Source organism: Exiguobacterium sp. Helios (genome assembly GCF_014524545.1).
Taxonomy (GTDB): domain Bacteria; phylum Bacillota; class Bacilli; order Exiguobacteriales; family Exiguobacteriaceae; genus Exiguobacterium_A.
The window spans coordinates 2,987,584-3,008,026 of the sequence record NZ_CP053557.1; the positions used below are offsets into that span (position 1 = coordinate 2,987,584).

At 49.2% G+C, this 20,443-nt stretch carries 18 protein-coding genes; 9 read left to right on the plus strand and 9 right to left on the minus strand.

Features of this window, described 5'->3' with window-relative positions; translation table 11 throughout:
- Positions 1-4 precede the first annotated feature (4 nt).
- Together HNY42_RS15400 and HNY42_RS15405 are read left to right on the plus strand one after the other, a co-directional pair.
- Entirely contained in the window at positions 5-637 is a 633-nt protein-coding gene (locus HNY42_RS15400; protein ID WP_131502443.1) for a hypothetical protein, read from the plus strand.
- A 106-nt stretch (positions 638-743) separates the two neighbouring features.
- Positions 744-2,312 (plus strand): glycosyltransferase, encoded by a 1,569-nt coding sequence (locus HNY42_RS15405; protein WP_131972039.1) that lies wholly within the window; start codon positions 744-746, stop codon positions 2,310-2,312.
- Between the two features lie 71 nt (positions 2,313-2,383).
- Here HNY42_RS15405 and mgtE read toward each other — a convergent pair whose 3' ends face one another.
- On the minus strand, positions 2,384-3,736 hold the full coding sequence (mgtE, locus tag HNY42_RS15410) for a magnesium transporter (RefSeq protein ID WP_131502445.1): 1,353 nt from the start codon (positions 3,734-3,736) through the stop codon (positions 2,384-2,386).
- 235 nt (positions 3,737-3,971) lie between these two features.
- Between mgtE and HNY42_RS15415 the strand changes: the two genes are divergently transcribed.
- The 4 genes from HNY42_RS15415 (at position 3,972) to HNY42_RS15430 (ending at position 7,074) form a co-directional block, all read left to right on the plus strand.
- Complete coding sequence (locus HNY42_RS15415) at positions 3,972-4,712, plus strand: metal ABC transporter ATP-binding protein (RefSeq protein ID WP_131502446.1); 741 nt, start codon at positions 3,972-3,974, stop codon at positions 4,710-4,712.
- Positions 4,709-5,569 carry a metal ABC transporter permease gene (locus HNY42_RS15420; protein WP_131502447.1) on the plus strand — a complete coding sequence of 287 codons (861 nt, stop codon included), beginning with the start codon at positions 4,709-4,711 and terminating at the stop codon, positions 5,567-5,569. Before HNY42_RS15415 ends, HNY42_RS15420 begins: the two co-directional genes overlap by 4 nt.
- Positions 5,566-6,483, plus strand: coding sequence for a metal ABC transporter substrate-binding protein (locus tag HNY42_RS15425; protein ID WP_188004815.1), 918 nt, complete (start codon positions 5,566-5,568; stop codon positions 6,481-6,483). Before HNY42_RS15420 ends, HNY42_RS15425 begins: the two co-directional genes overlap by 4 nt.
- 93 nt (positions 6,484-6,576) lie before the next feature.
- Positions 6,577-7,074 (plus strand): PCYCGC motif-containing (lipo)protein, encoded by a 498-nt coding sequence (locus HNY42_RS15430; protein WP_131502449.1) that lies wholly within the window; start codon positions 6,577-6,579, stop codon positions 7,072-7,074.
- Positions 7,075-7,127: 53 nt separating this feature from the next.
- On the opposite strand, the gene HNY42_RS15435 is transcribed toward HNY42_RS15430, so the two are convergent.
- On the minus strand, positions 7,128-7,565 hold the full coding sequence (locus HNY42_RS15435) for a hypothetical protein (protein WP_131502450.1): 438 nt from the start codon (positions 7,563-7,565) through the stop codon (positions 7,128-7,130).
- A gap of 180 nt (positions 7,566-7,745) precedes the next feature.
- Between HNY42_RS15435 and HNY42_RS15440 the strand changes: the two genes are divergently transcribed.
- On the plus strand, positions 7,746-8,759 hold the full coding sequence (locus HNY42_RS15440) for a zinc-binding alcohol dehydrogenase family protein (protein WP_131972915.1): 1,014 nt from the start codon (positions 7,746-7,748) through the stop codon (positions 8,757-8,759).
- 54 nt (positions 8,760-8,813) lie between these two features.
- Here HNY42_RS15440 and HNY42_RS15445 read toward each other — a convergent pair whose 3' ends face one another.
- Positions 8,814-8,987, minus strand: a complete 174-nt coding sequence (locus HNY42_RS15445; RefSeq protein ID WP_188004817.1) for a hypothetical protein — start codon at positions 8,985-8,987, stop codon at positions 8,814-8,816.
- 253 nt (positions 8,988-9,240) lie between these two features.
- Between HNY42_RS15445 and HNY42_RS15450 the strand changes: the two genes are divergently transcribed.
- Positions 9,241-11,679 carry an ATP-binding protein gene (locus tag HNY42_RS15450; RefSeq protein ID WP_131972035.1) on the plus strand — a complete coding sequence of 813 codons (2,439 nt, stop codon included), beginning with the start codon at positions 9,241-9,243 and terminating at the stop codon, positions 11,677-11,679.
- 44 nt (positions 11,680-11,723) lie between these two features.
- Here HNY42_RS15450 and wrbA read toward each other — a convergent pair whose 3' ends face one another.
- The 3 genes from wrbA to HNY42_RS15465 all read right to left on the minus strand — a co-directional run bounded on the left by wrbA (position 11,724) and on the right by HNY42_RS15465 (position 15,607).
- Positions 11,724-12,326, minus strand: a complete 603-nt coding sequence (gene wrbA / locus HNY42_RS15455) for an NAD(P)H:quinone oxidoreductase (protein ID WP_131502452.1) — start codon at positions 12,324-12,326, stop codon at positions 11,724-11,726.
- A gap of 105 nt (positions 12,327-12,431) precedes the next feature.
- The gene (locus tag HNY42_RS15460) at positions 12,432-13,466 is read right to left on the minus strand and encodes a DUF2332 domain-containing protein (RefSeq protein WP_188004818.1); all 1,035 of its coding nucleotides are present in this window, start codon (positions 13,464-13,466) and stop codon (positions 12,432-12,434) included.
- 107 nt (positions 13,467-13,573) lie between these two features.
- Positions 13,574-15,607, minus strand: coding sequence for an acyltransferase family protein (locus HNY42_RS15465; protein ID WP_188004819.1), 2,034 nt, complete (start codon positions 15,605-15,607; stop codon positions 13,574-13,576).
- 271 nt (positions 15,608-15,878) lie between these two features.
- On the opposite strand from HNY42_RS15465, the gene HNY42_RS15470 reads away from it, so the two are divergent.
- Complete coding sequence (locus tag HNY42_RS15470; RefSeq protein WP_188004821.1) at positions 15,879-17,678, plus strand: LTA synthase family protein; 1,800 nt, start codon at positions 15,879-15,881, stop codon at positions 17,676-17,678.
- A gap of 63 nt (positions 17,679-17,741) precedes the next feature.
- Here HNY42_RS15470 and HNY42_RS15475 read toward each other — a convergent pair whose 3' ends face one another.
- Genes HNY42_RS15475 through HNY42_RS15485 form a run of 3 tightly spaced genes read right to left on the minus strand, consistent with a single transcriptional unit; the run spans position 17,742 to position 20,439 of the window.
- Complete coding sequence (locus HNY42_RS15475) at positions 17,742-18,524, minus strand: SDR family NAD(P)-dependent oxidoreductase (RefSeq protein WP_188004823.1); 783 nt, start codon at positions 18,522-18,524, stop codon at positions 17,742-17,744.
- A gap of 31 nt (positions 18,525-18,555) precedes the next feature.
- Complete coding sequence (locus tag HNY42_RS15480; RefSeq protein ID WP_188004824.1) at positions 18,556-19,557, minus strand: NADP-dependent oxidoreductase; 1,002 nt, start codon at positions 19,555-19,557, stop codon at positions 18,556-18,558.
- Positions 19,558-19,590: 33 nt separating this feature from the next.
- Entirely contained in the window at positions 19,591-20,439 is an 849-nt protein-coding gene (locus tag HNY42_RS15485) for an alpha/beta fold hydrolase (RefSeq protein ID WP_188004826.1), read from the minus strand.
- Positions 20,440-20,443: the final 4 nt, after the last annotated feature.

Consider the following 20,443-nt stretch of genomic DNA (forward strand, 5'->3'; position numbering starts at 1 on the left):
CGGGATGCGGCAAGCAGCCATTCAAAATAACTTCGATTGGTGTCGCCTGATTTGTGAACTGAACGGATGTACCGTCACGGAAACACTCGACAGTTGGAAAGCGACAGGTAACGTCCCGCCGCTCTATCCGGAAATGATGGTCCGGGCGCATCAACAGCAGCTCGATCTGACTGGCGTCATGAGTATCAAGGACTGTACCGCCAGCTATGATTTTTCACTTGCGGGACTGACGCATCTGTTCACAGCGGAATGGATCGTCCGTCCGCCGATTCTCGACCGGCGCGCACTGCCGGCAGACTGGACCGTCGTGACGACTTCCGAGGACGCGGCACGTTTCTTCGCCCTCATCGAAACGCATGACTTGCCGGATACGTTATTCGAACGAACAGATGTCCGGCTCTTCTTTTCTGATGCCCAACAGGCCGGTTTCATCGCCTATTCCAACGGTCAAACGACCGGACTGTCGCATCTGACATCCGACTATCTCGATGAACGGTTGTGGGATGACATCATTCGTCTCAGTTCCGCTCACTTTCCGGGACAACACCTCGTCGGCTATGAGTATGGCGACCAATTGATTACGGCACTTGAAGCCGGGTTTGATGATATCGGTCCACTCGCCGTCTGGATGCGTTGAACATGTTCTTTTACTCACGTCCTATTTTTAGGATGTTATGCTATAGGGAAAAGAAAGGAGGTGAAGGCTAACCACATATTCCATATGTCCGTTAGCTGATATACCTATGAAAAGAACTACTTTTTTCACATTGAATACACTGGGAACCAAACGCGGCGGTCTCGTCAAAGCCGTCATCAAGCGGGCGAATACGATTGCGGCTGCCGAACCGGACCGCTCAGTCCACCTCCTGACGATTGGATTGCAGACACAAATCGACAGCATCCGAGAAGAGATGATACAGCTTGACCTTCTAAATCCGAATGTCCAGGTCACGAACCTGATCCATACATTAGGACAGCAGAAGGCAAACGAAAAGCAGACGAAAACTCGTCTCTTGAAACAACTGAACCGGCAATTCGTCGTCTTTGATGACGCCAGCCGGACAGAAAACGACTCCTATCGTGTTTTCGACAACGGAGTGTACGTTCAGTATCTTCGTTTTGATGCGATGGATCGCCTTCTTTTCATTGATTACTTCTCAGAGACACGTCATCGTCTGAAACGGGAAGAATATTTGGAAAACGGACAACTGTTCCAAATCATTCATTATTCCACGACGACGAACAAACCTGTCTCACGCCAGTTTCTTCACGGTAACGGTACCTGTTATTTAACGCTTTGGCACAAGATGAATTCCGTGGACTGGAGTCATCTGTTCTATTTCGGAAAAAACGAACAGCTCCAATTCAATGACCCTGCTGCTTTTTATACCTTTGCGCTCAATCGTTTGTTGGGGCAATATCCGGCCGTCATGCTGTCGTCCGAATTCCGGGACCGTCTGCCGAACTTACCGAAACAGAATTTAGATGCCGTCGTGCTTAACGTCAATCATCCAAACATCCGAAAAGTTGCGTTTGGACACAGTAACCACTTTGTCTCACCTTTTGATGAAACCGCCACAGTCAGTGGTGTCTGGAATACTTTGTTCAAACGGATTGATGAGTGGAGTGCTGTCATTACAGCGACATCCCGACAGGCCGACCATATGAAACAGCAGTTTGGTCACGCGTCCCTGTTCCATTCCATCCCTCATGCGTTTACGAACACAGCCTCGGGCGAACTTGTTGATCCCGTCAATCCGAATCGGTTTGTCGTCGTATCACGGATTCAAGTCAAAAAAGATGTCGCAGAAAGCGTTCGAGCGATGCGCCGGATCGTCGATCACAATCCAAACGCTTTCCTTGATTTTTATGGGTTTGGTTATAACGACCAACTCGAAAAAGATCTTTTGGCATTAATCAAGGAATTGGCTTTGACCGATCACATCCATTTCAAAGGATTCGTCACTGATATGCGGGAAGCGTATGCCGGTGCCGTCGCCACACTCTTCACTTCACAATCCGAAGGGTTTGGGATGGCAATTCTTGAGAGCATGAGCTATGGTATCCCGGTCATTGCTTACGATATTTGTTACGGTCCGGCGGAAATCATCGAGGACCGGGTGACGGGACGTCTCATTCCTAAACGAGATACGGCCAAGTTCGCCGAAGCCGCAATCGACTTGATGACACATCCCGATGCCCGACAACTGATGGGATCACGTGCCGCTAAAGCACTTGAACCGTTCTCGGATCAACACTATGAAACGCGTTGGGTGAACTTGTTAGAGACACTTGATGCCCAGACCGACTGATTTCCAGTCGATAAAAAAAGTATCGTTCTGCCGAATCTGTTGAGATCCGGCGAAACGATACTTTTTTTGTGTTACATCAAACGGCTGATAAAGGCTGTCGCAATCCCGAAATAGACGAGCAACGACAGGATATCGTTCAGCGTCGTGATGAGCGGACCGGATGCAATCGCCGGGTCGATGTTCAGACGATGCAAAATCAACGGGATGATCGTTCCGGCCAATGTCCCGAAAATCAACGTGATAATCAGTGAACTGCCGACGACGAGACCAAGAATCGGATCCCCTTGCCAGACATAGGCGATGATGGCAATCAAGATTCCACATGTCACACCGATGATCAGACCGACACGTAACTCCCGGAGAATCAGCCGGGTGACGACTTTTTTGTCGACTTCACGCGTAATCAAACCACGAACGACGACAGCGAGCGACTGCGTCCCGGTATTTCCGGTCATCCCGGCAATCATCGGCATGAAGAATGCCAACGCGACGACTTTTGACAAGGTTTCCTCAAACTGGCTGATGATTGATCCGGAAACCAGTCCAATGAATAATAACAAAATCAACCACGGCAGACGCCGGGTCGCGGCCACCCAGGGCTTCGTATCAAAATCAATCGATTTACCGGACGCGGATAACTTCTCGATGTCTTCGTTGGCTTCTTCCCGTAAGACGTCGAGGGCATCATCGACCGTAATCAATCCGACGAGGACGTCCCCTTCGACGACCGGCAACGAAACTAAGTCGTAGCGTTCAAACATTTTCGCGACATCTTCCTGATCGGTCTCGGACGAGACGCTGATCACTTTTCGGTCCATGACGTCCGCAATCCGCTCGTCGTTACTCGCGAGAATCAAATCACGGTATGAGATGACGCCGACGAGCTGACTCAGCTGATTGACGACATAGACGTAATTGATTGTCTCCGAGTATTCGATATAGTCCCGCATCTTCTCGATCGTCTCGCCAATCGTCGACTCCTCCGTTACCCAGATGAACCGGTTCGTCATCAGGCGGCCTGCTGTCTCTGCCGGGTACGTCAATAAATTGCGGACGACAAGTGCCTCATCCTGACGCATGCCGGACAACAACCGGTCGACTTCTTCTTTTGGTAATTCTTCCAGTATGTCCGCCAAATCATCATTTTCCATCAAGTCCATCACATGACCGGCATGCTCGACATCAAGGCGTCGTAACACCTCGAGTTGCTGTTCAAGTTCAAGTTCCTCGATGACGTCTGCCAAACGCTCATGATCGAGATAACGGAGGAGCCGTTCTTGCTCCGTCGCACCGAGCTCACCATACCAGTTCGCTAAATCGTATGGATAGACTTCTTCAATCACTTGCTGCGCATCTTCACGCCGCTCTTTTACCAATGCCTCAAGTAAAAGCAACTTCCATTGTTGTTCCTCTGACTGACTCATCCTCTCACCCCCGCGTTTTTCTCCTCTTCCATCTTAGCACGATGTTTTCAAAAGCACTTCTACGAAAGCAGTTGACATTTATTTCGTCTCACCTTAAAATTTGCCTAAAGGAAAAATTATTAGTTCGTAGAACAATATATGCGATAAGGCAATCTCTTTTTTTAGACTTTTTCTTTCCCTAAGGAAACATTTTTTTTCACACTAAAATTCAAGCAGTTGAAAGGAGTGTCTTCACATGTACGCAATAGAAGTAGAACAATTAAACGTTTCGTATTTCGAAAACATCGCCTTAGAAAAAGTGTCGGTTCGCTTCACGCCGGGTCAACTCATTGGAATCATCGGTCCGAATGGTGCCGGGAAATCAACCTTCATCAAAGCAATCATGGGCTTGATTCCGGCAGAAGCAACTACGATCCGTTTGCTTGGTCAATCGATGAAAGAGGCTCGGACGCAGGTCGCTTATGTCCCGCAACGCAGTGCGATCGATTGGGATTTTCCGATCCGCGTCATCGATGCCGTTCTGATCGGCTGTTTTCCACAACTTGGTCTATTCAAGCGTCCGACGAAGCACCATCGGATGCATGCCCGCTCCTGCCTCGAACGGGTCGGGATGCTCGATTACGCTGACCGTCAAATCGGGGAACTGTCCGGCGGTCAACAACAACGTGTCTTTTTGGCCCGTGCCTTAGCGCAGGAAGCCCACCTGTTATTGCTCGACGAACCGTTCGTCGGCGTTGATGCCGGCAGTGAAGGAGTCATCATCGACTTGTTACGCACGTTGCGTGAGGAAGGAAAGACAATCATCGTCGTCCACCACGACTTAAGTAAGGCGGCCGATTACTTTGATACACTGTTACTCCTCAATCGACGGGTCATTTCAGTAGGTCCGCCAACCGATGTCCTGCAGCCGCATATCATCGAAGGCGCATACGGCAATCCGCTTGCCTTCCTTCAGAAAGTGGAGGTTTCGTCATGAATGTCCTTGATTTCATTCAAGCTTTGACCGAATATGATTTTCTCCAGAAAGCACTTGTGACGTCCGTTATGGTCGGCATCATCTGTGGTGTCATCGGCTGCTTCATCATTTTACGCGGGATGTCGCTGATGGGGGACGCGATCTCCCATGCTGTCCTGCCGGGTGTCGCCATCTCGTACCTGCTTGGGATTAACTTCTTCATCGGCGCCGTCGCGACCGGTCTTCTGACCGCACTCGGGATCGGTTTCGTCAGTCAAAACAGCCGGATTAAAAATGACACGGCCATCGGCATTTTATTTACGTCAGCCTTTGCGCTCGGGATCATCCTGATTTCTTTTTTACGCAGCAGCAGCGACCTGTACCATATTCTGTTCGGAAACGTCCTTGCCGTCCGTCCAAGCGATATGTGGATGACGCTCGCCATCGGTCTGATTGTCCTTGGGGCAATTTTTCTATTCTACAAAGAATTGCTTGTCACCTCATTTGATCCGACGATGGCGGCAGCATATGGTCTGTCGACCCGATTAATTCATTACCTGCTGATGACGATGTTGACGCTCGTCACGGTCGCATCGCTTCAGACAGTCGGTATCATTCTCGTCGTCGCGATGTTGATTACACCGGCGGCGACCGCCTATCTGTTAACGAACCGGTTGTCGCGGATGATTTTTCTGTCTGCCGGTCTCGGGACGATTTCTTCCGTCGTCGGTCTATACTTCAGCTTCACCTATAACCTGTCGTCCGGAGCCTCGATCGTCCTGGTCGCGACCGCCTTGTTTGCGCTGGTCTTCATCTTCTCACCGCGCCACGGATTGCTCCGGAAATGGAAATTACCGAAAAAGGAGCTCACGCCATGACCTTCAAACGATTCATCCCCTTAGCCGGTCTCGCCCTTTTGCTGGCCGGCTGTTCTACCGATTCTGCCGACGACGGCAAAATACAAGTCGTTACGACCTATTCGATTTTAGAAGACATGACCCGGGTCGTCGGCGGTGAACACGTCGACGTCCACAGCATGGTCAAGATCGGCAAAAATCCGCACGAATACGAGCCGTTGCCAACCGATGTCCGGAAGATGGCGGATGCCGATGTCGTCTTTTACAACGGTCTGAATCTCGAAGCCGGCGGATCCTGGTTCAATAAACTCCGCTCTAGTACGAATAAGGACGAGAAGGATGCTCCGGTCTATGCTTTAAGTAAAGGGGTCGAACCAAAGTATTTGACGGCAGCCGGAAAGGAACAGGAAACCGACCCGCATGCCTGGCTCGATCTCAGCAATGGCATCCAATACGTTGAAAATGTCAAAGACGCATTGATTAAAGAAGACCCGGCGAACAAAGCGGATTATGAGAAAAATGCGTCGGCTTATGTTAAAGAACTGCAAACACTCGACATGAAAGCAAAAGAACGCTTTACTGCGATACCGGATGCCGAACGTCATCTGATTACGAGTGAAGGCGCCTTTAAATATTTCAGCTCTGCCTATGATTTTAAAGCGGATTATATTTGGGAAATCAATTCCGATAACCAAGGGACGCCCGACCAAGTCCGGCGGATTGTTGATTTAATCAAACAACAGGACATTCCGGTGCTGTTCGTCGAAACGAGTGTCGACCGGCGCAGCATGGAGACGGTCTCCCGTGAAACCGGCATTCCGATCGGCGGAACCCTCTACACCGATTCCCTCGGGGCAAAAGGAACAGACGCCTCAACATACTTGACGATGATAGAAACGAACTTCGAGACAATCGAACAACAGTTAACGCGATAAGAACTGTCATCGAATCGCCATTACCTCCTTACCTGCCGTTGAACCTTCCACCGTATACTAAGGAAAGAATCAACGAGTGATGGAGGAATGAAGATGCCTGGAAAAACCGGATGGATGATCATGACACTGTCGGCGACGCTTGCCCTCGGTGCGTGCGGACAGACGGAACAAAAGAGTGCGCCGCATACTGACCACGAGGCCCATGCGACGCACACAAGTGCCGATCAGCTGGAACAGACGACGTCGCCGGCGATTGCACCGGCGTTCTTAAAAGAAACGGATTCTTCGATTCAGACGATTTACCTGTCTGTCGCCAAACATCAGGATCTGTTGGAAAAGATGCCGTGTTATTGCGGGTGCGGGGAATCGGCCGGACACACGAGTAACTATGATTGCTTCATCGCTGATCAAACAGCAGATGGAAAAACGACTTGGACGACACACGGCATTACGTGCGGAACGTGTCTCGATATCGCCGCCCAATCAATCGTCGCTTACCAACAAGATACTCCGGTCAAACAAATCCGTGCTGACATTGATGCGGCCTATGCAAAGACGGGTGCCAAGCCGACACCGACAACGGCCCTCTAAATCAAAAAGCTGCTTCGACATCACGTCGAGGCAGCTTTCTTTGGAGTAAAGACTTATCCTTGTCGGCGAGCCGTCGCATGGAGAACAAACGGTTTACCGGACAGCAATTCCTCCAGCTGATAATACGTATGTGCCCGAAGCGGTTGACTTGTCCGCGGAAGATGCCGTAATTCATAAGCGATTTCGAGCAGATAAAATTTGTATGTCTCGGCTTCGTCAAACCCGAAACTATTTTTTCGGGCTTCCATATAACCAATCAAACGCTGTTGTTGCTCAAGCGACAGGCGCTGGACTTGCGGAGCAACCGATTCGCTCGGACGGAGAACCAGTTCCCGTTCTGTCCGGTACAACCGGTTCATGACCCCTCGTTCCCGTCGAAGCGCAATCAATTTCGCCGGTTGATACGAACGGGGATAGGGATGCGCATGGACTAAATACTGTTCAATGATCGATTGTGTCGGGGCAGCCGGAAAAGAAATGACATCATGCATACAATTCGACTCCTTTTAATAAGATCTACACTCTGCATTCTACTACAAATTTCCAATTCAACGCATGGACCTTACAGGAAGGAAACAGGTTTTCTAATTTTGGACGGGTTTCGTTTTTCATGACGCGTGGAAAAGTTCAAAAGATACTTATCTCTGAAAGGATGTTTTGTCATGCAACAGATGAAAGCCATTGGATTCCACAAACATTTACCGATTACGGAAGCCGACAGTCTGATTGATCTTGAAATCGAACGTCCCGTCGCAAAAGGACACGATCTGCTAGTCGAAATTAAAGCCATTTCCGTCAATCCGGTCGATACGAAAGTCCGGGCTAAGGGCGCGGACGAACAGGAACCGAAAATCATCGGCTATGATGCAGCCGGCGTCGTCGTTGAAGTCGGTGATCACGCCTCCCTCTTTTCCGTCGGGGATGAAGTCTACTACGCCGGTGCCATCAATCGTCCCGGTTCCAACAGTGAATTCCAGCTCGTCGACGAACGGATTGTTGCGAAGAAGCCGGAACGTTTGACGTTCAGCGAGGCGGCGGCGCTTCCCCTCACTGCCTTGACGGCTTACGAAGCTTTAACTGACCGGATGCATATCACGTTTGATGCCAAATCAAATCTCGAGAAGACGATTCTAATCATCGGTGCAGCAGGCGGTGTCGGATCGATCGCGACACAACTTGCGAACCATGCCGGCCTGACCGTCATCGGGACCGCTTCCCGTCCGGAAACGATTGACTGGGCGAAAGCACACGGCGCCCATCATACGATTAACCACCACAAAGATTTCCGGGAACAACTCGAACAACTCGGTTATTCGTACGTCGACTACATTTTTTGTCTGAATGCGACCGATCAGCATTTTGATGCGATGGTCGATGTCATCACACCGCAAGGGACCATCTGCAGTATCGTCGAGACGGAGCAGGCACTCAATCTCAGCGCTTTGCAACAAAAGAGTGCCACTTTCGCCTGGGAGTTCATGTTCACCCGCTCCCTGTTCGGGACACCGGACATGATTCGCCAACATGAAATTCTGACCCGCATCGCGACTTGGCTCGAGGAAGAAACACTTGAGACGACTGTCACTCAGACGTTGATCGGACTGAATGCAGAGAATTTAAAAGAAGCACACCGTCTCGTCGAAAGTGGCAAGACGATTGGTAAGATTGTCGTCGAACAGCATTAATCTAAAAAAACAGGACGTTCTTCTCGAAAAGAGAAAGAACATCCTGTTTTTCGATTATCTGCTTTTTTGACGTTTCATTGAAAAGACGATGGCAGCAAGCAATGACAGGAGTCCTCCCGCCCAGCCGATGACCGGTGCGTACTGAAATGTATCGCGCAGCAACATTCCTCCGATAATGAGGATGGCAGCATCCGCTGCGAACAGCACCGCTAAAAATCGATAATTCATCCTTCTTCTCCCCTTTCATTTCAAAATGTTAATACTTCTGCATTCTTCCTGCCAAAGGACATCTGCCCTTCAACTTCTTAATCCTTACCCTTGATTTAGCACTTTCTGGTATGAATTTCTTGTATTTAAGATAATTTTCTAATAACACTGTATTTCTGAGTCTAAAAAATGTACGATTACGGTAAGAAATAAGTATAGTAATTACATCTATGTTCAATACGGAACGCTGAAGCAAAGGGGCATCCACAATCATATGAAAAAATGGTTCAATCAAAAAATCAGCCGGCAAATCATGTCCGCTTTTTACCTTATACTGATCACGTTATCAGTCTCTTCGATTGCCGCTTACTTTTATACGAATCATCAGGTGATGAGCGCCAAGACAAGTCTCGATGCGATCAGTGAACGGCAGGAACGGGCGACGTCCTTATGGGACGATTGGCAGTCCTTACAATATGAAATGCGCGGATATATCGTTTTCGGTGATGACGCCGTTCTTGAAACCATTAATGAAAAAAAATCATCTCTTGAACAGCAAACCGAATGGTTCGAGAAAAACGGAAAATATCAAGCGGATCAGATTTATGCGTCTGATGTCCGTTCCCTGTACACGTCCTACACGACATTCGTCATGCCGAGCCTGATTAAATATGTCAAAGCCAAACAGGACGGTACCGTGGACGAAACGTTTTTACAGATGCCGAGTTTAAAATCGATGATGCCGCAGGTCAAGCGGGATCCGAACCGGAAATTCAAGATGAATGCATCGAACAGTGAAACGATGCGCAAAAGCGTTAATACGATGGAGAGTGTCTTCACCAGTTACCGGACGAGTCTCCAGGCGAAAGAAGAAATGGCGAAAGAGAAACTAATCAAACAAACGAAATACGCGGAATGGATTTGGCTCATCAATCTGTTGGTCCTGTTCCTTGTCATTCTGTTGATCATTCGACCGTTCATCGCACGGACGACACGTCAAATCCAGCTCCTCAGTAAAGAAAGTAAACTGCTTGCCCAAGGGCAACATACCGCACCGCTGATTCCCATGAATCGGACCGATGAAATCGGTGAGCTCAGCAAATCTTTTCATCAAATGGCGACGGCCCTGACCGACAATAAACACCGGTTGATGTCATCCAATGATAATTTAGAACAAGCGTTGCGAATCACTTTACGGAACGAAGCACACTTGAAAATCCGGAATCAGCTGACGGAAACTCTTGCTTCCCGTGATACAGTCACCGCTTATCCGGCCGTCATCGAAAAGATGGTCGAGATTACCGATTCAACGAACGGTTCCTTGATTTTTAAGGAAGGAACAACGGTGACGAATATCATTTCCTACGGTCTGACGGAACAAGAACAAGACGATTTAATTGCGACAATCGAACCTGTCATCCGCCGAGCACGAAAGGATAAAGTCCCGCACATCGCTCAGTTTGCCCAACGCGCGATTGCCGTCACACCGGTTCTTGATGCCAGCACTGATGAGATCATCGCCTATATCTACCTGATGCGTCTCCATCATCCATTTGACCCGCAGGAACAAGAGGAGCTTGCTGCCTTTGCACGTCAGCTGGCCTTATCGTTACTCCGGATGCGGACGTTTGATGAGATTGGACGGGAACGGGAAAAAACAGCCCGCTTGTTGAACTCGATCCGCGAATCGATTGTCTACATCGAACCCGACGGACCGATTCAATTAATCAATCGTCCGTTACTCGATTTATTCGATCATCCATCTGCCGTCGACTCGAAAGCAGAATGGTTGATTGAAATCGATGACTCGATCACCTATCTGAAAAATCGAGTGGATCAGCTCTCTGAATTCGAACGATATCTGCACCAAACATTCATTAATCGTGAAACCGGAGAAGGTATTACCTTTTCGATCGATCGTGAAAAACGTTTCATCAAGACATACTCGGAAGAAATCCATTACGGCGGAAAATTCCGCGGGATTCTTCTCGTTTTACGTGATGTGACGAATGAAGTCGAAATTGACCGAATTAAAAACGAACTCGTTTCAACAATTTCCCATGAATTACGGACACCGCTCTCTTCGATTTATGGATTCACCGAGTTGATGATTCAACGGGATCTCCCTCCACATCGTCAAAAAAAATATCTGAAAGCGGTCCATTCGGAAACCGAACGACTGTCATTGTTAATCAACGACTTCCTCGACCTGCAACGGATGGAAGCCAACCGTCAGCAGTACACATTCGAACCGTTTGATCTACTCGCGATGCTGAAGGATTTGAAGCAACTTCATAGTCTTTCATCTTCTACACATACTATTCGCATCTTGACTGACGTTTCGTCGCTCTTGATTGAGGCCGATACGAAAAAGATTCGTCAGCTGTTTGGAAACTTGATTAACAATGCGATTAAGTATTCTCCAGCAGGCGGCTCAATTGAAGTTCGTTTAACGGAACACACTAATCGGGTAACCATCGCGATTACCGATCACGGAATCGGAATTCCCGCTTCCGCGATGAGCGAACTGTTCCAAAAGTTTTATCGTGTCGATAATTCGGATACCCGAAAAATCGGTGGAACAGGACTCGGGTTATCGATTTGTCGCGAGATCGCCCGTGCCCATGATGGCGAAATTCATGTCGAATCAATCGAAGGACAAGGTTCGACGTTCACGGTCGACTTACCGCTTAATCCGACACCACCGTTATAACAACAAACCGCGCCAGTTCCCTTGCGGAACGGCGCGGTTTTTGCTTATCCTTTAATACGGCTTGCGATATCGACCGTCCGTTTCGCCTGGTGACGAACAGCAGGTTCAACCGATTCGACCATGTTTCCGTCCTGATCGACAGTGACCGTCGTTCCGTACGGGTTTCCGCCTGCTGCGAACAGGACCGGATCCGAATACCCTGGTGCTGCGACGATCGCACCCCAATGGAACATCGATGTATAAACAGCAAGAACTGTCGCTTCCTGACCACCGTGCGGATTTTGCGCAGACGACATGGCACTGACGACTTTATTGACCAGCTTTCCTTGTCCCCAGAGACCACCTGTCGTATCGAGGAATTGCTGGAATTGTCCAGGAACGTGTCCGTAACGGGTCGGGACGCTGAAGATGATCGCATCTGCCCAGTCAAGCAAGTCGGGTGTCGCTTCCTCGATGTCACGCGTAGCATCGGTATGTTTTTGCCAAAGTGGATTCGAGGCAATTGCTTCTGCCGGTGCCGTCTCCTTGATTTTCGCAAGACGGACTTCAGCACCGGCGGCTTCTCCTGATTCTTTCGCCCACATGGCGAGTTGATGATTGGTTCCGGTCGAACTGTAATAGATGACAGCCAGTTTCACATTAGACATGACTTCGCTCCTTTTTTCGAAAACAGTGACGGACGATGGATGTACATGTCGTCTTTTCCCGTTTTTTGGATAAAGTAACGCTTTTCCTTTGAATCCAAGATAATTTTATACTTCTTGTGTCACGAGCCATTTGAACCAGCGACCGTGTCCGTCCGTCTCGGCAATCGTCTGTTCCGTCAACACACCGTCGATGTAGGCATCGAGATGCAGGTAACGGTCCTGGACATTGTTGTAGACGTGATAGAGATTACGCGTCCGCCCGATTTCCCTGACGACCTGGAGCAATTCTTTTTTGACCGCGAGCGGCATCTGGTTCGCAACATGCGTATGGAAAATACAGAGGATACTATCGTCCGGTGTCTGTGCTGCATAGAGCGGCAACAACTTCACTCCGTCCCCTTCGACGAGTTCCAGCGCGTACTCTTCTACGTAACGCGCTGCCGCCTCGAACATCTCGAGCCGTTCCCGGTGCTCCGTCCAAATCAGTGCTTTCAGCCACAACTGTTCATCGGCATCATGTAAGTCGACGATGTTCAGATCAAGTCCGATCCGGCTTGCGACCGGCGGCGGCGTTTGTGCCACGGCCGGCGTTTCCGTTCCTTCGATGACCGACGTCAAGTGCAGACGCGATACCGGGTTCCCGACGACTTCTCCGTTTCCGTACGCGTAGCTGTATTGATCAAACAGCAGCTGTAAGCCGGCACTTGTACCGATCTCAAGTAGAGCGAGCGGTCTCTGTGTCTGTTGATGAATCTGACTGAAGACCGGATAGAGATACGTACAGCGCCGAACTTCATTTGTTTGGACAAGACGATGTGCCAGGAGCGGAATCAACTCGGCTTCATATGTCGCGCAAAATGACTGAAAATCGGCAAAGGCATCTGTAAACGGTTTTGGCCGTTCAGTCACGCTTGGATAATACGCGGCGAGCGGATGACCGACGCCTTTTAACAACAGATAATGGACGGCACCAAATAACAGGTTCGGAACCGGCTGACCGTCACGTGCGTGTTGGCATAATGCGAGAATTTCCGGGTTTTTCGCAATCTCGAGTGATAAGTATTCGTATAACGGACTGGAGTCGCGGCACTCCCGTTCCGCAAACGTTTGAAAACGTTGTGCGAGTTCTGTTTCTGTCATGTGTAGTTCCCCCTTTGTACGTTCCCTATTGTATTCCCCAAATTATTCCAAAGACCTGTTTTCTCTACAAAAAACACCTCCACCCATAAGCGGAAGTGTTTCAGTTCTTACTTTTCTTCTTTTTTCTTCAGGATATCCGTCACGACTTCATTCAGTTTCTGTTTGAAGACCGGTCCGAAACTTTCAGCATATGAATTCGTCATATGACTGATATCACGATAGATGACGACATTCCCGATGACCGGACGGAATTCACCGTTGACGCGGAAGTAATCCGTCAAGTCGAGTTTGTAGAGCGATTTGTTCGTTTTTTCGAAGTTTTTCCAATACGCTCCATCACGTTGGTTGACTTCGGCATTCATCTTCTTCGTCGTCTCTTCGATGCTCGTCGTCTCGAGCGACTCGAGGACGTTGAAGCTGTAACGCGGATTATCCCGCAGTGCCAGACCGTCGATGCCGTACTCGTCTTTGACGTATTGCATTTGATCGACCATCTGTTGGTGAATCTTATCTTTCGTCGCATCCGCCGCCGTGACGTGCGAGATGATCAGATCGACATCGGCATCCTTCAAATAGTCGAGGACGTTTTGATTCCAGATGCCTTTTAGGACGTTATCGTCGTAGCCGGTCGAGAAGCGTGTTCCGGAACGGGTGATGTTCAAGATCCGGTACTTCTCACCTTTTGCGGCTTCATGAATCGCTCCGAACCATTGCTCCGAGTGCGAACTGCCGACGAGGGCAATCGTTGCGATGTAGTTTTTCGTTTCGCCGTATTCGCCGACTTTGACATCACTTTTGCTCAGTCCCTGATTACTGCCATCAGTATGGACGAGCGGCAGGTCATCAAAGACGTTGGCATAGGACGGAAACGGATCGCGCTCCGGCGTTTGATCCGGATTCTTGACTGCCATCGCTCCCGGATAATCGTTTGCGCTGACACCCTTCTTTAATTCCTGCTCTTCGAAATACTTGAGCCCGATCAGTGAACCGATCAACAACACGTTGATGCTCATCATGATGCCGAGCTTCTTGAAAGCGGACCGGTCGACTGTTGCACTGCGGATCGGTTTCTCAATAAATTCCGTCATCAGGTACGACAGAAGAATCGCCGACAGGATGATGGCAGTTCCTACCAGGAAACCCGGTGTCTGCTGGACGTTGTACCGGTAAAACTCCAGCAGGACCCAGTGCCAAAGGTAAATCCCGAATGCAATCCCTCCGAGTTTGACCATCGGCTTTGATCCGAGGAAACGTTTGATGCCGAACGTCGTGTCGCGTGTTCCGGACAGGACGATGAACAACGCACATGTCATCGGCCACAAGGCGATGTAGCCCGGGAACATTTGCGAGACGTTAAAGAGAATCCCGGTCAGGACAAGACCTATTAATCCGAGCCAGCCCATCAAAGTCGCCATCCATTTCGGAACATGAATCGACGACAGGTTGATGCAAAGCAGGCTGCCCAACGCAAATTCCCAAACGCGCGTCATCGTGATGAAATACGCCCACGGCTGGTTGACTTCCGTTAAATAAATCGAATAGCTTAACGATGTGACGAACAACACCCCTAAAATCGTATTGATCATCGGTTTGACGTTTTTAATCGTATACTTTTTGACCATCCATAAGATGAATGAGAACAGAATAAACCAAATCATATAGAACTGACCTTGAATCGACAGTGCCCAGAAATGTTCGACCGGCGATTTCATCTGACTCGCATCCAGATAATCCGTACTCGAGATGGCGAGTTGCCAGTTTTGATAGAAGAACATCGAGGCGACGACTTCACGAATCGTTTTCTCTAAAATCGATTGCGGCAGTAAAAATGAACTGAGAACGAGGACGACGGCTAAAATGAACAGGACCGACGGCAGTAACCGTTTAATCAGTTTCGTGACGTACGGCAAAAAGCGGAATTCACCGGTCCGGTTAATCGTCGAGATAATCGACGTCGTGATCAGGAATCCGGAGATGACGAAGAACACATCGACACCGCCCGATACGCGGTTGAACCAGATATGATAGACTGCGACCAGTAAGGCAGCAACGACACGCAACCCTTCGATTTCAGGCCGGAACTGGCTTTTGGTGTTAATGAGTTTTTGTTGCGGCACTTCTTTTTGATTCAGTTGATTCATTTTACATTAGCTCCTATACTTTTTGATTCATGACGGGACGACTGAAATTGAAAAAATTCCCTCAAACATTAAATACGCACCAATTCATCCTAATGTAAATTACTTATAAAATCTATAACATTCCTATTATTTCGATGTTTCTTTTCTCCTTCACTGCTTGAATCCCGGCTTTTTCAAATGCACAGCACATAACGACCGACTCAAACGTTCGTTCTCATTCGCTTCAGGGTATAGACTATTTCAAGACTATGACGAACGTTAGGAGCAAATCATGATTGTACTCGGTTACGCGTTTTATTTATTGTTGGGCACGTTAAAATTCGTGCTGTTTAGTTTTTATACCGATACGGCTTTTCCGCTCGATCTCTTTTTCATGAATCTCGGCGGTATGCTGGTGCTGTCGAGTTGGACCCTATTAATCGACTGGCAAAAACGCCGCTGGATTTGGCTCGGCCTTCTCATCGCCCACAGTTTTTTACTGATTTCCGATATGTGGTATTACCGTTACTTTGACGACTTCCTGTCCGTTTCGCTCATGTCACAGATGATGCAGATGGGAGATGTCAGCAGCGGTTTTGCTGCCTTGATTCTGCCATCGGACTTCCTGTTGTTTGCGGACAGTCTGATTTTCATCGGCTTTTTGTTCTTCATGCGAAAGCGGACATTTGCCGTTGCGAAAAAGACACGCCGAAAAACGGCCGGACTCGCTTTCCTTGCCGGTATGGTTCTGTTTGCGGCTCCGGTCACATACAGCGTCGTCAAAGAAGACCAACGGCTCAGCCGGTCCGTGTCCGACATGCGCGACTATTACCAGCTCGGATTTTGGGGATATCACGGCATTGATTTGTTGCGCGGTATCCAAGGCGCCATTGCGCCGGACAAAGCGTTGACCACGTCGGAACAACAACAGATCGACGAAACGAAAACTTCCGACACGAGTGGTGCCACGAAAAAACCAAACATCATTTTAGTGCAGCTCGAATCGTTTCAGGCATCGGTCATCGACCAACAAGTGAACGGTCAGACCTTAACTCCGAATTTAAACAAACTGAAAGAGGAATCATTGTACTTCTCGTCGTTTTACCACCAGACGCACGAAGGGCGGACTTCGGACGCCGAATTCATTACGAACACTTCGCTTTATCCGTTAAAATCCGGTTCTGTCTATACCCGGTTCCCGGACAACGAGTTTGACGCGCTGCCAGATCTGTTGCGTACGAACGGGTACGACACAGCTGCCATGCATGCGTATGAAAAAGGCTTTTGGAACCGCGATCAGGTCTATCAAAATATCGGCTTCAAACATTTTTTCAGCCAAGATGATTATCCGAAACAAAAGAAAATCGGCATGGCCCTGAATGACAAACAGTTTTTCACAAAATCGATTAAACATATGGAAATGCTGAAAGAACCGTACTTCTCCTTCCTTGTCGCCTTGACAAGTCATACGCCATACGAGATACCAAAAGACGAACGGCAACTCGACTTGTCCGGTTATGACGATCCGATGTTAAGAGGCTATTACCAGACCATCCACTACGTCGACGGAGCCGTCGGACAGATGGTCAAGGAATTGAAGAAAAAAGACATGTGGGACGACACACTTGTCATCTTTTACGGCGATCATGACAGCGGTCTGACGAACAAAGACAGTGAGATGCAACGGGAACTCGGAATCGACAATGCCGTCGATGCTTTTGAACTCGACCGTCGCGTACCGCTGTTCATCAAGAAACCGAATCAGGATACAGGTGAAATTATCCGAGAGAACGGCGGACAAATCGATATCGCTCCAACGATTGTTGATTTACTCAATCTTGAGTCACCGTATATGATGGGCAACTCCTTACTCGATGACGAACCGAATCTGACCGCCTTCCGCGACGGTTCTTTCCGCTACAAAGACTATTATTACGAAGCGAACCTGACGGAAAAAGCCGGTAACGGCACCTGTTATGACGTCTCGACAAAAGAAGCGGTCGCGCGCGACATGTGCCGACCGCAGACGAAACAAGTCCGAAACGATTTGCGTCTATCAGACGCAATCATTGAAAAGAACGGGTTGGAATGATTTTCCCCCATGACAAAAGAAGGCGCGGATTTCGCATCCGACGCCTGCTTTTTGTTGTACAAATCAGGTTTTTGCCCCGTCCTGCATCTTACGGATGATCCGGGTAATCTGTTTGCGCGGCAGGAGACGCGGAACAAACGAAAAGATCCGGTTTTGTGTGCCGGGAATGATCAGCGTCTCGCCCTTTAGAAATCCGCGGTAGCCGATGTCGGCGACTTCGCCTGCTTCCATCACTTTACCTTGCAGCATGTTTGATTTTTCCATGCTGGCGCGATCAGCGAATCCGGTTGCCGTCAGGCCCGGACAAAGCGCCGTTACCGTTACGTTTGTCCCGCTGACTTCATTTTCAAGGGCTTCCGTGAACGACAGGACGTATGCTTTCGTCGCATGATAGACCGACATCAACGGTCCCGGGAAAAAGCCGACCATCGAGGAGACATTCATGACGCCCCCCTGATTCCGCTGTACCATATCCGGTAAAAACAATTTCGTCATGATCGTCAATGCTTTGATGTTGACGTCAATCATGTTCGTTTCCTGTTCGAGATCCGTTTCGACAAATGGTCCGAACAGACCAAATCCGGCGTTGTTGATCAAATAATCAACCTGGATTTTTTTCTGACGCAGCTCTTCAAAAATTTCCTGAGGTACACCGGGTGCCGCGATATCCTTCGCGATGACCGTGACGCCGACACCGTACGTCATTTGATAATGTGTCGCGAGTTCTAAAATCTTCGCTTCACTCCGGGCAACGAGCACCATCTCATAGCCGTCCCGGGCAAACCGGTCGGCGAGTTCCTTACCGATACCACCGGAGACACCCGTGATTAAAACGGTTTTCCGCATGGGAATTCCTCCTTTTCTGTCTCATCCGCAATTAAAACGTGATGATGACTTTTCCTTTCGGACGCCCCGTCGCAACTAATTCCAGTGCTTCGTTGATTTCAGCGATTGTAAACCGTTTCGGATGCAGGGCCGGAACGATTTGGTTCGCTTCGACGATTGACGTGATTTCTTTTAACTGACCACCGTCCGAGCGGACAAAGATGAACCGGTATTCGACACCGTGTTTTTTCGCTGCCCGGTCATAACCGGCGCCGGCGAGTGAAAATAAGGTCTGTTTCCAAAACGGAAATCTCCGGTCCTGTGCAAACCGTTTATTGGGACCGGTCCGCAGTGACAGCAATCGTCCGCCTTTTTTTAGGATACTGAGTTCTTTTTTGAACTCCTTTGGTCCGAGCGTATCGATGACATAATCAACGTTCGTCAAAAGGTCCTCATAGTTTTGCGTCGCGTAATCGAGGTATTGATCGGCACCGAGCTGCATCGTCCGCTCACGGGATTCGGCATTTCCGCTGACGATTACTTTCAGTCCAAGTGTTTTCGCAACCGGAACTGCCATCTGACCAAAACTGCCGGACCCGCCCGGAATAAAGACCGTTTTACCGGACCGGACGTTTAGTTCTTCGTGCAGTCCTTGGTAAGCTGTCAATCCGGTCAACGCGACAGCTGCCGCCTCTTCGTACGATAAATTCTTCGGCATGATGGCAAGGGCTGCCGCATCGACAGCCGCGTATTCAGCGATCGCTCCGATTTTTTCAATCGGCAAACGACCGTAGACGTCATCGCCGACTGAAAAGCCGTGCACCTGTTTCCCGACCTTTTCGACGACACCGGCCAGTTCATTTCCGATCGTCAACGGGAACGCATAATCCTGAATGAGCTTGACACTGCCCGTCATAATCAGCATCTCAAGCGGGTTGATGGCGGCGGCTTTGACCTTGATCAATACTTCGTGTTCGTTGATGTCAGGAACAGGTACTTCGTTGACCTGGGCCTTGATGGTTTTGGAATACTTACTGATTTGAGCAGCTTTCATGAGAGGTCCTCCTTTGTCTGTGCCGACAGATGCTTAAATCGCATCTGAATCCAGGAATAAGTTGACGTGTGCAGCAAACAGTTCCGGGAATTGGAACAAGTGACCATGACCTGAATCCGGATAAATGATCAGTTGTGCGTTCGGCATTTTTTCCGTCAGGATGTAACTGTTTTGTGTTGGAACCATGACGTCATCGACACCGTTCGTCACGAGGACCGGATGTTCGATCGTCCGTAACCATTCGTAGTCTTCGTCCGGCTTCGCCTGCGCCCATTTGGCAACGGACCGCATTTGTGCCTCTTTGACCTGATCCGAACTGTTAAACTGTTTCTGTGCAAAAATCCGTTCGAGCGACGCCATTCCGGCTGCCCGGCTCGTCTCGGTCGGTCCGTAGAAGAAGAACATGAAGTCGTTGATTCCGTCCTCTTCCGTTCCTTCGTGACGGTTCATCCGCTCAAAGATTTCCGCGCTCGGATTGACGCCTGCTTCCGGCGACGTTCCTGCCAAAATCATTTTCCGGACGAGGTGCGGTGCTTGAAGTGCGACTTCCTGGGCGATCATACCGCCGATTGAAAAACCAAGGACGTCGACTTGTTCGTGGTCGAGTGCCTCGATGAAGGCGATCGCGTCTTGTGCCATCTCTGTCACGCTGTCCGGTGTTTCACCACTCGTCTCACCGACTCCCTTGTTGTCGAACAGGATAATCGGGCGTGTTGCTGCGAGCGGTGCCAACAGTTTCGGATCCCAGTTTTCGATCGTTCCTCTGAAATGGACGAACAGGACGACTGGCATTCCTTCCGTCTGTCCCATTGTCCGGTAGGCGTAACGTGTTCCTGCTGCTTCGATAAATTGTGATTGTGTTGGTAGTTGAGTCGTAGTCATGATT

Coding starts and splice junctions, on each gene's coding strand:
- HNY42_RS15400 (WP_131502443.1), top strand. CDS start 5: ATGCGGCAAGCAGCCATTCAAAATAACTTCGATTGGTGTCGCCTGATT.
- HNY42_RS15405 (WP_131972039.1), top strand. CDS start 744: ATGAAAAGAACTACTTTTTTCACATTGAATACACTGGGAACCAAACGC.
- mgtE (WP_131502445.1), bottom strand. CDS start 3,736: ATGAGTCAGTCAGAGGAACAACAATGGAAGTTGCTTTTACTTGAGGCA.
- HNY42_RS15415 (WP_131502446.1), top strand. CDS start 3,972: ATGTACGCAATAGAAGTAGAACAATTAAACGTTTCGTATTTCGAAAAC.
- HNY42_RS15420 (WP_131502447.1), top strand. CDS start 4,709: ATGAATGTCCTTGATTTCATTCAAGCTTTGACCGAATATGATTTTCTC.
- HNY42_RS15425 (WP_188004815.1), top strand. CDS start 5,566: ATGACCTTCAAACGATTCATCCCCTTAGCCGGTCTCGCCCTTTTGCTG.
- HNY42_RS15430 (WP_131502449.1), top strand. CDS start 6,577: ATGCCTGGAAAAACCGGATGGATGATCATGACACTGTCGGCGACGCTT.
- HNY42_RS15435 (WP_131502450.1), bottom strand. CDS start 7,565: ATGCATGATGTCATTTCTTTTCCGGCTGCCCCGACACAATCGATCATT.
- HNY42_RS15440 (WP_131972915.1), top strand. CDS start 7,746: ATGAAAGCCATTGGATTCCACAAACATTTACCGATTACGGAAGCCGAC.
- HNY42_RS15445 (WP_188004817.1), bottom strand. CDS start 8,987: ATGAATTATCGATTTTTAGCGGTGCTGTTCGCAGCGGATGCTGCCATC.
- HNY42_RS15450 (WP_131972035.1), top strand. CDS start 9,241: ATGAAAAAATGGTTCAATCAAAAAATCAGCCGGCAAATCATGTCCGCT.
- wrbA (WP_131502452.1), bottom strand. CDS start 12,326: ATGTCTAATGTGAAACTGGCTGTCATCTATTACAGTTCGACCGGAACC.
- HNY42_RS15460 (WP_188004818.1), bottom strand. CDS start 13,466: ATGACAGAAACAGAACTCGCACAACGTTTTCAAACGTTTGCGGAACGG.
- HNY42_RS15465 (WP_188004819.1), bottom strand. CDS start 15,607: ATGAATCAACTGAATCAAAAAGAAGTGCCGCAACAAAAACTCATTAAC.
- HNY42_RS15470 (WP_188004821.1), top strand. CDS start 15,879: ATGATTGTACTCGGTTACGCGTTTTATTTATTGTTGGGCACGTTAAAA.
- HNY42_RS15475 (WP_188004823.1), bottom strand. CDS start 18,524: ATGCGGAAAACCGTTTTAATCACGGGTGTCTCCGGTGGTATCGGTAAG.
- HNY42_RS15480 (WP_188004824.1), bottom strand. CDS start 19,557: ATGAAAGCTGCTCAAATCAGTAAGTATTCCAAAACCATCAAGGCCCAG.
- HNY42_RS15485 (WP_188004826.1), bottom strand. CDS start 20,439: ATGACTACGACTCAACTACCAACACAATCACAATTTATCGAAGCAGCA.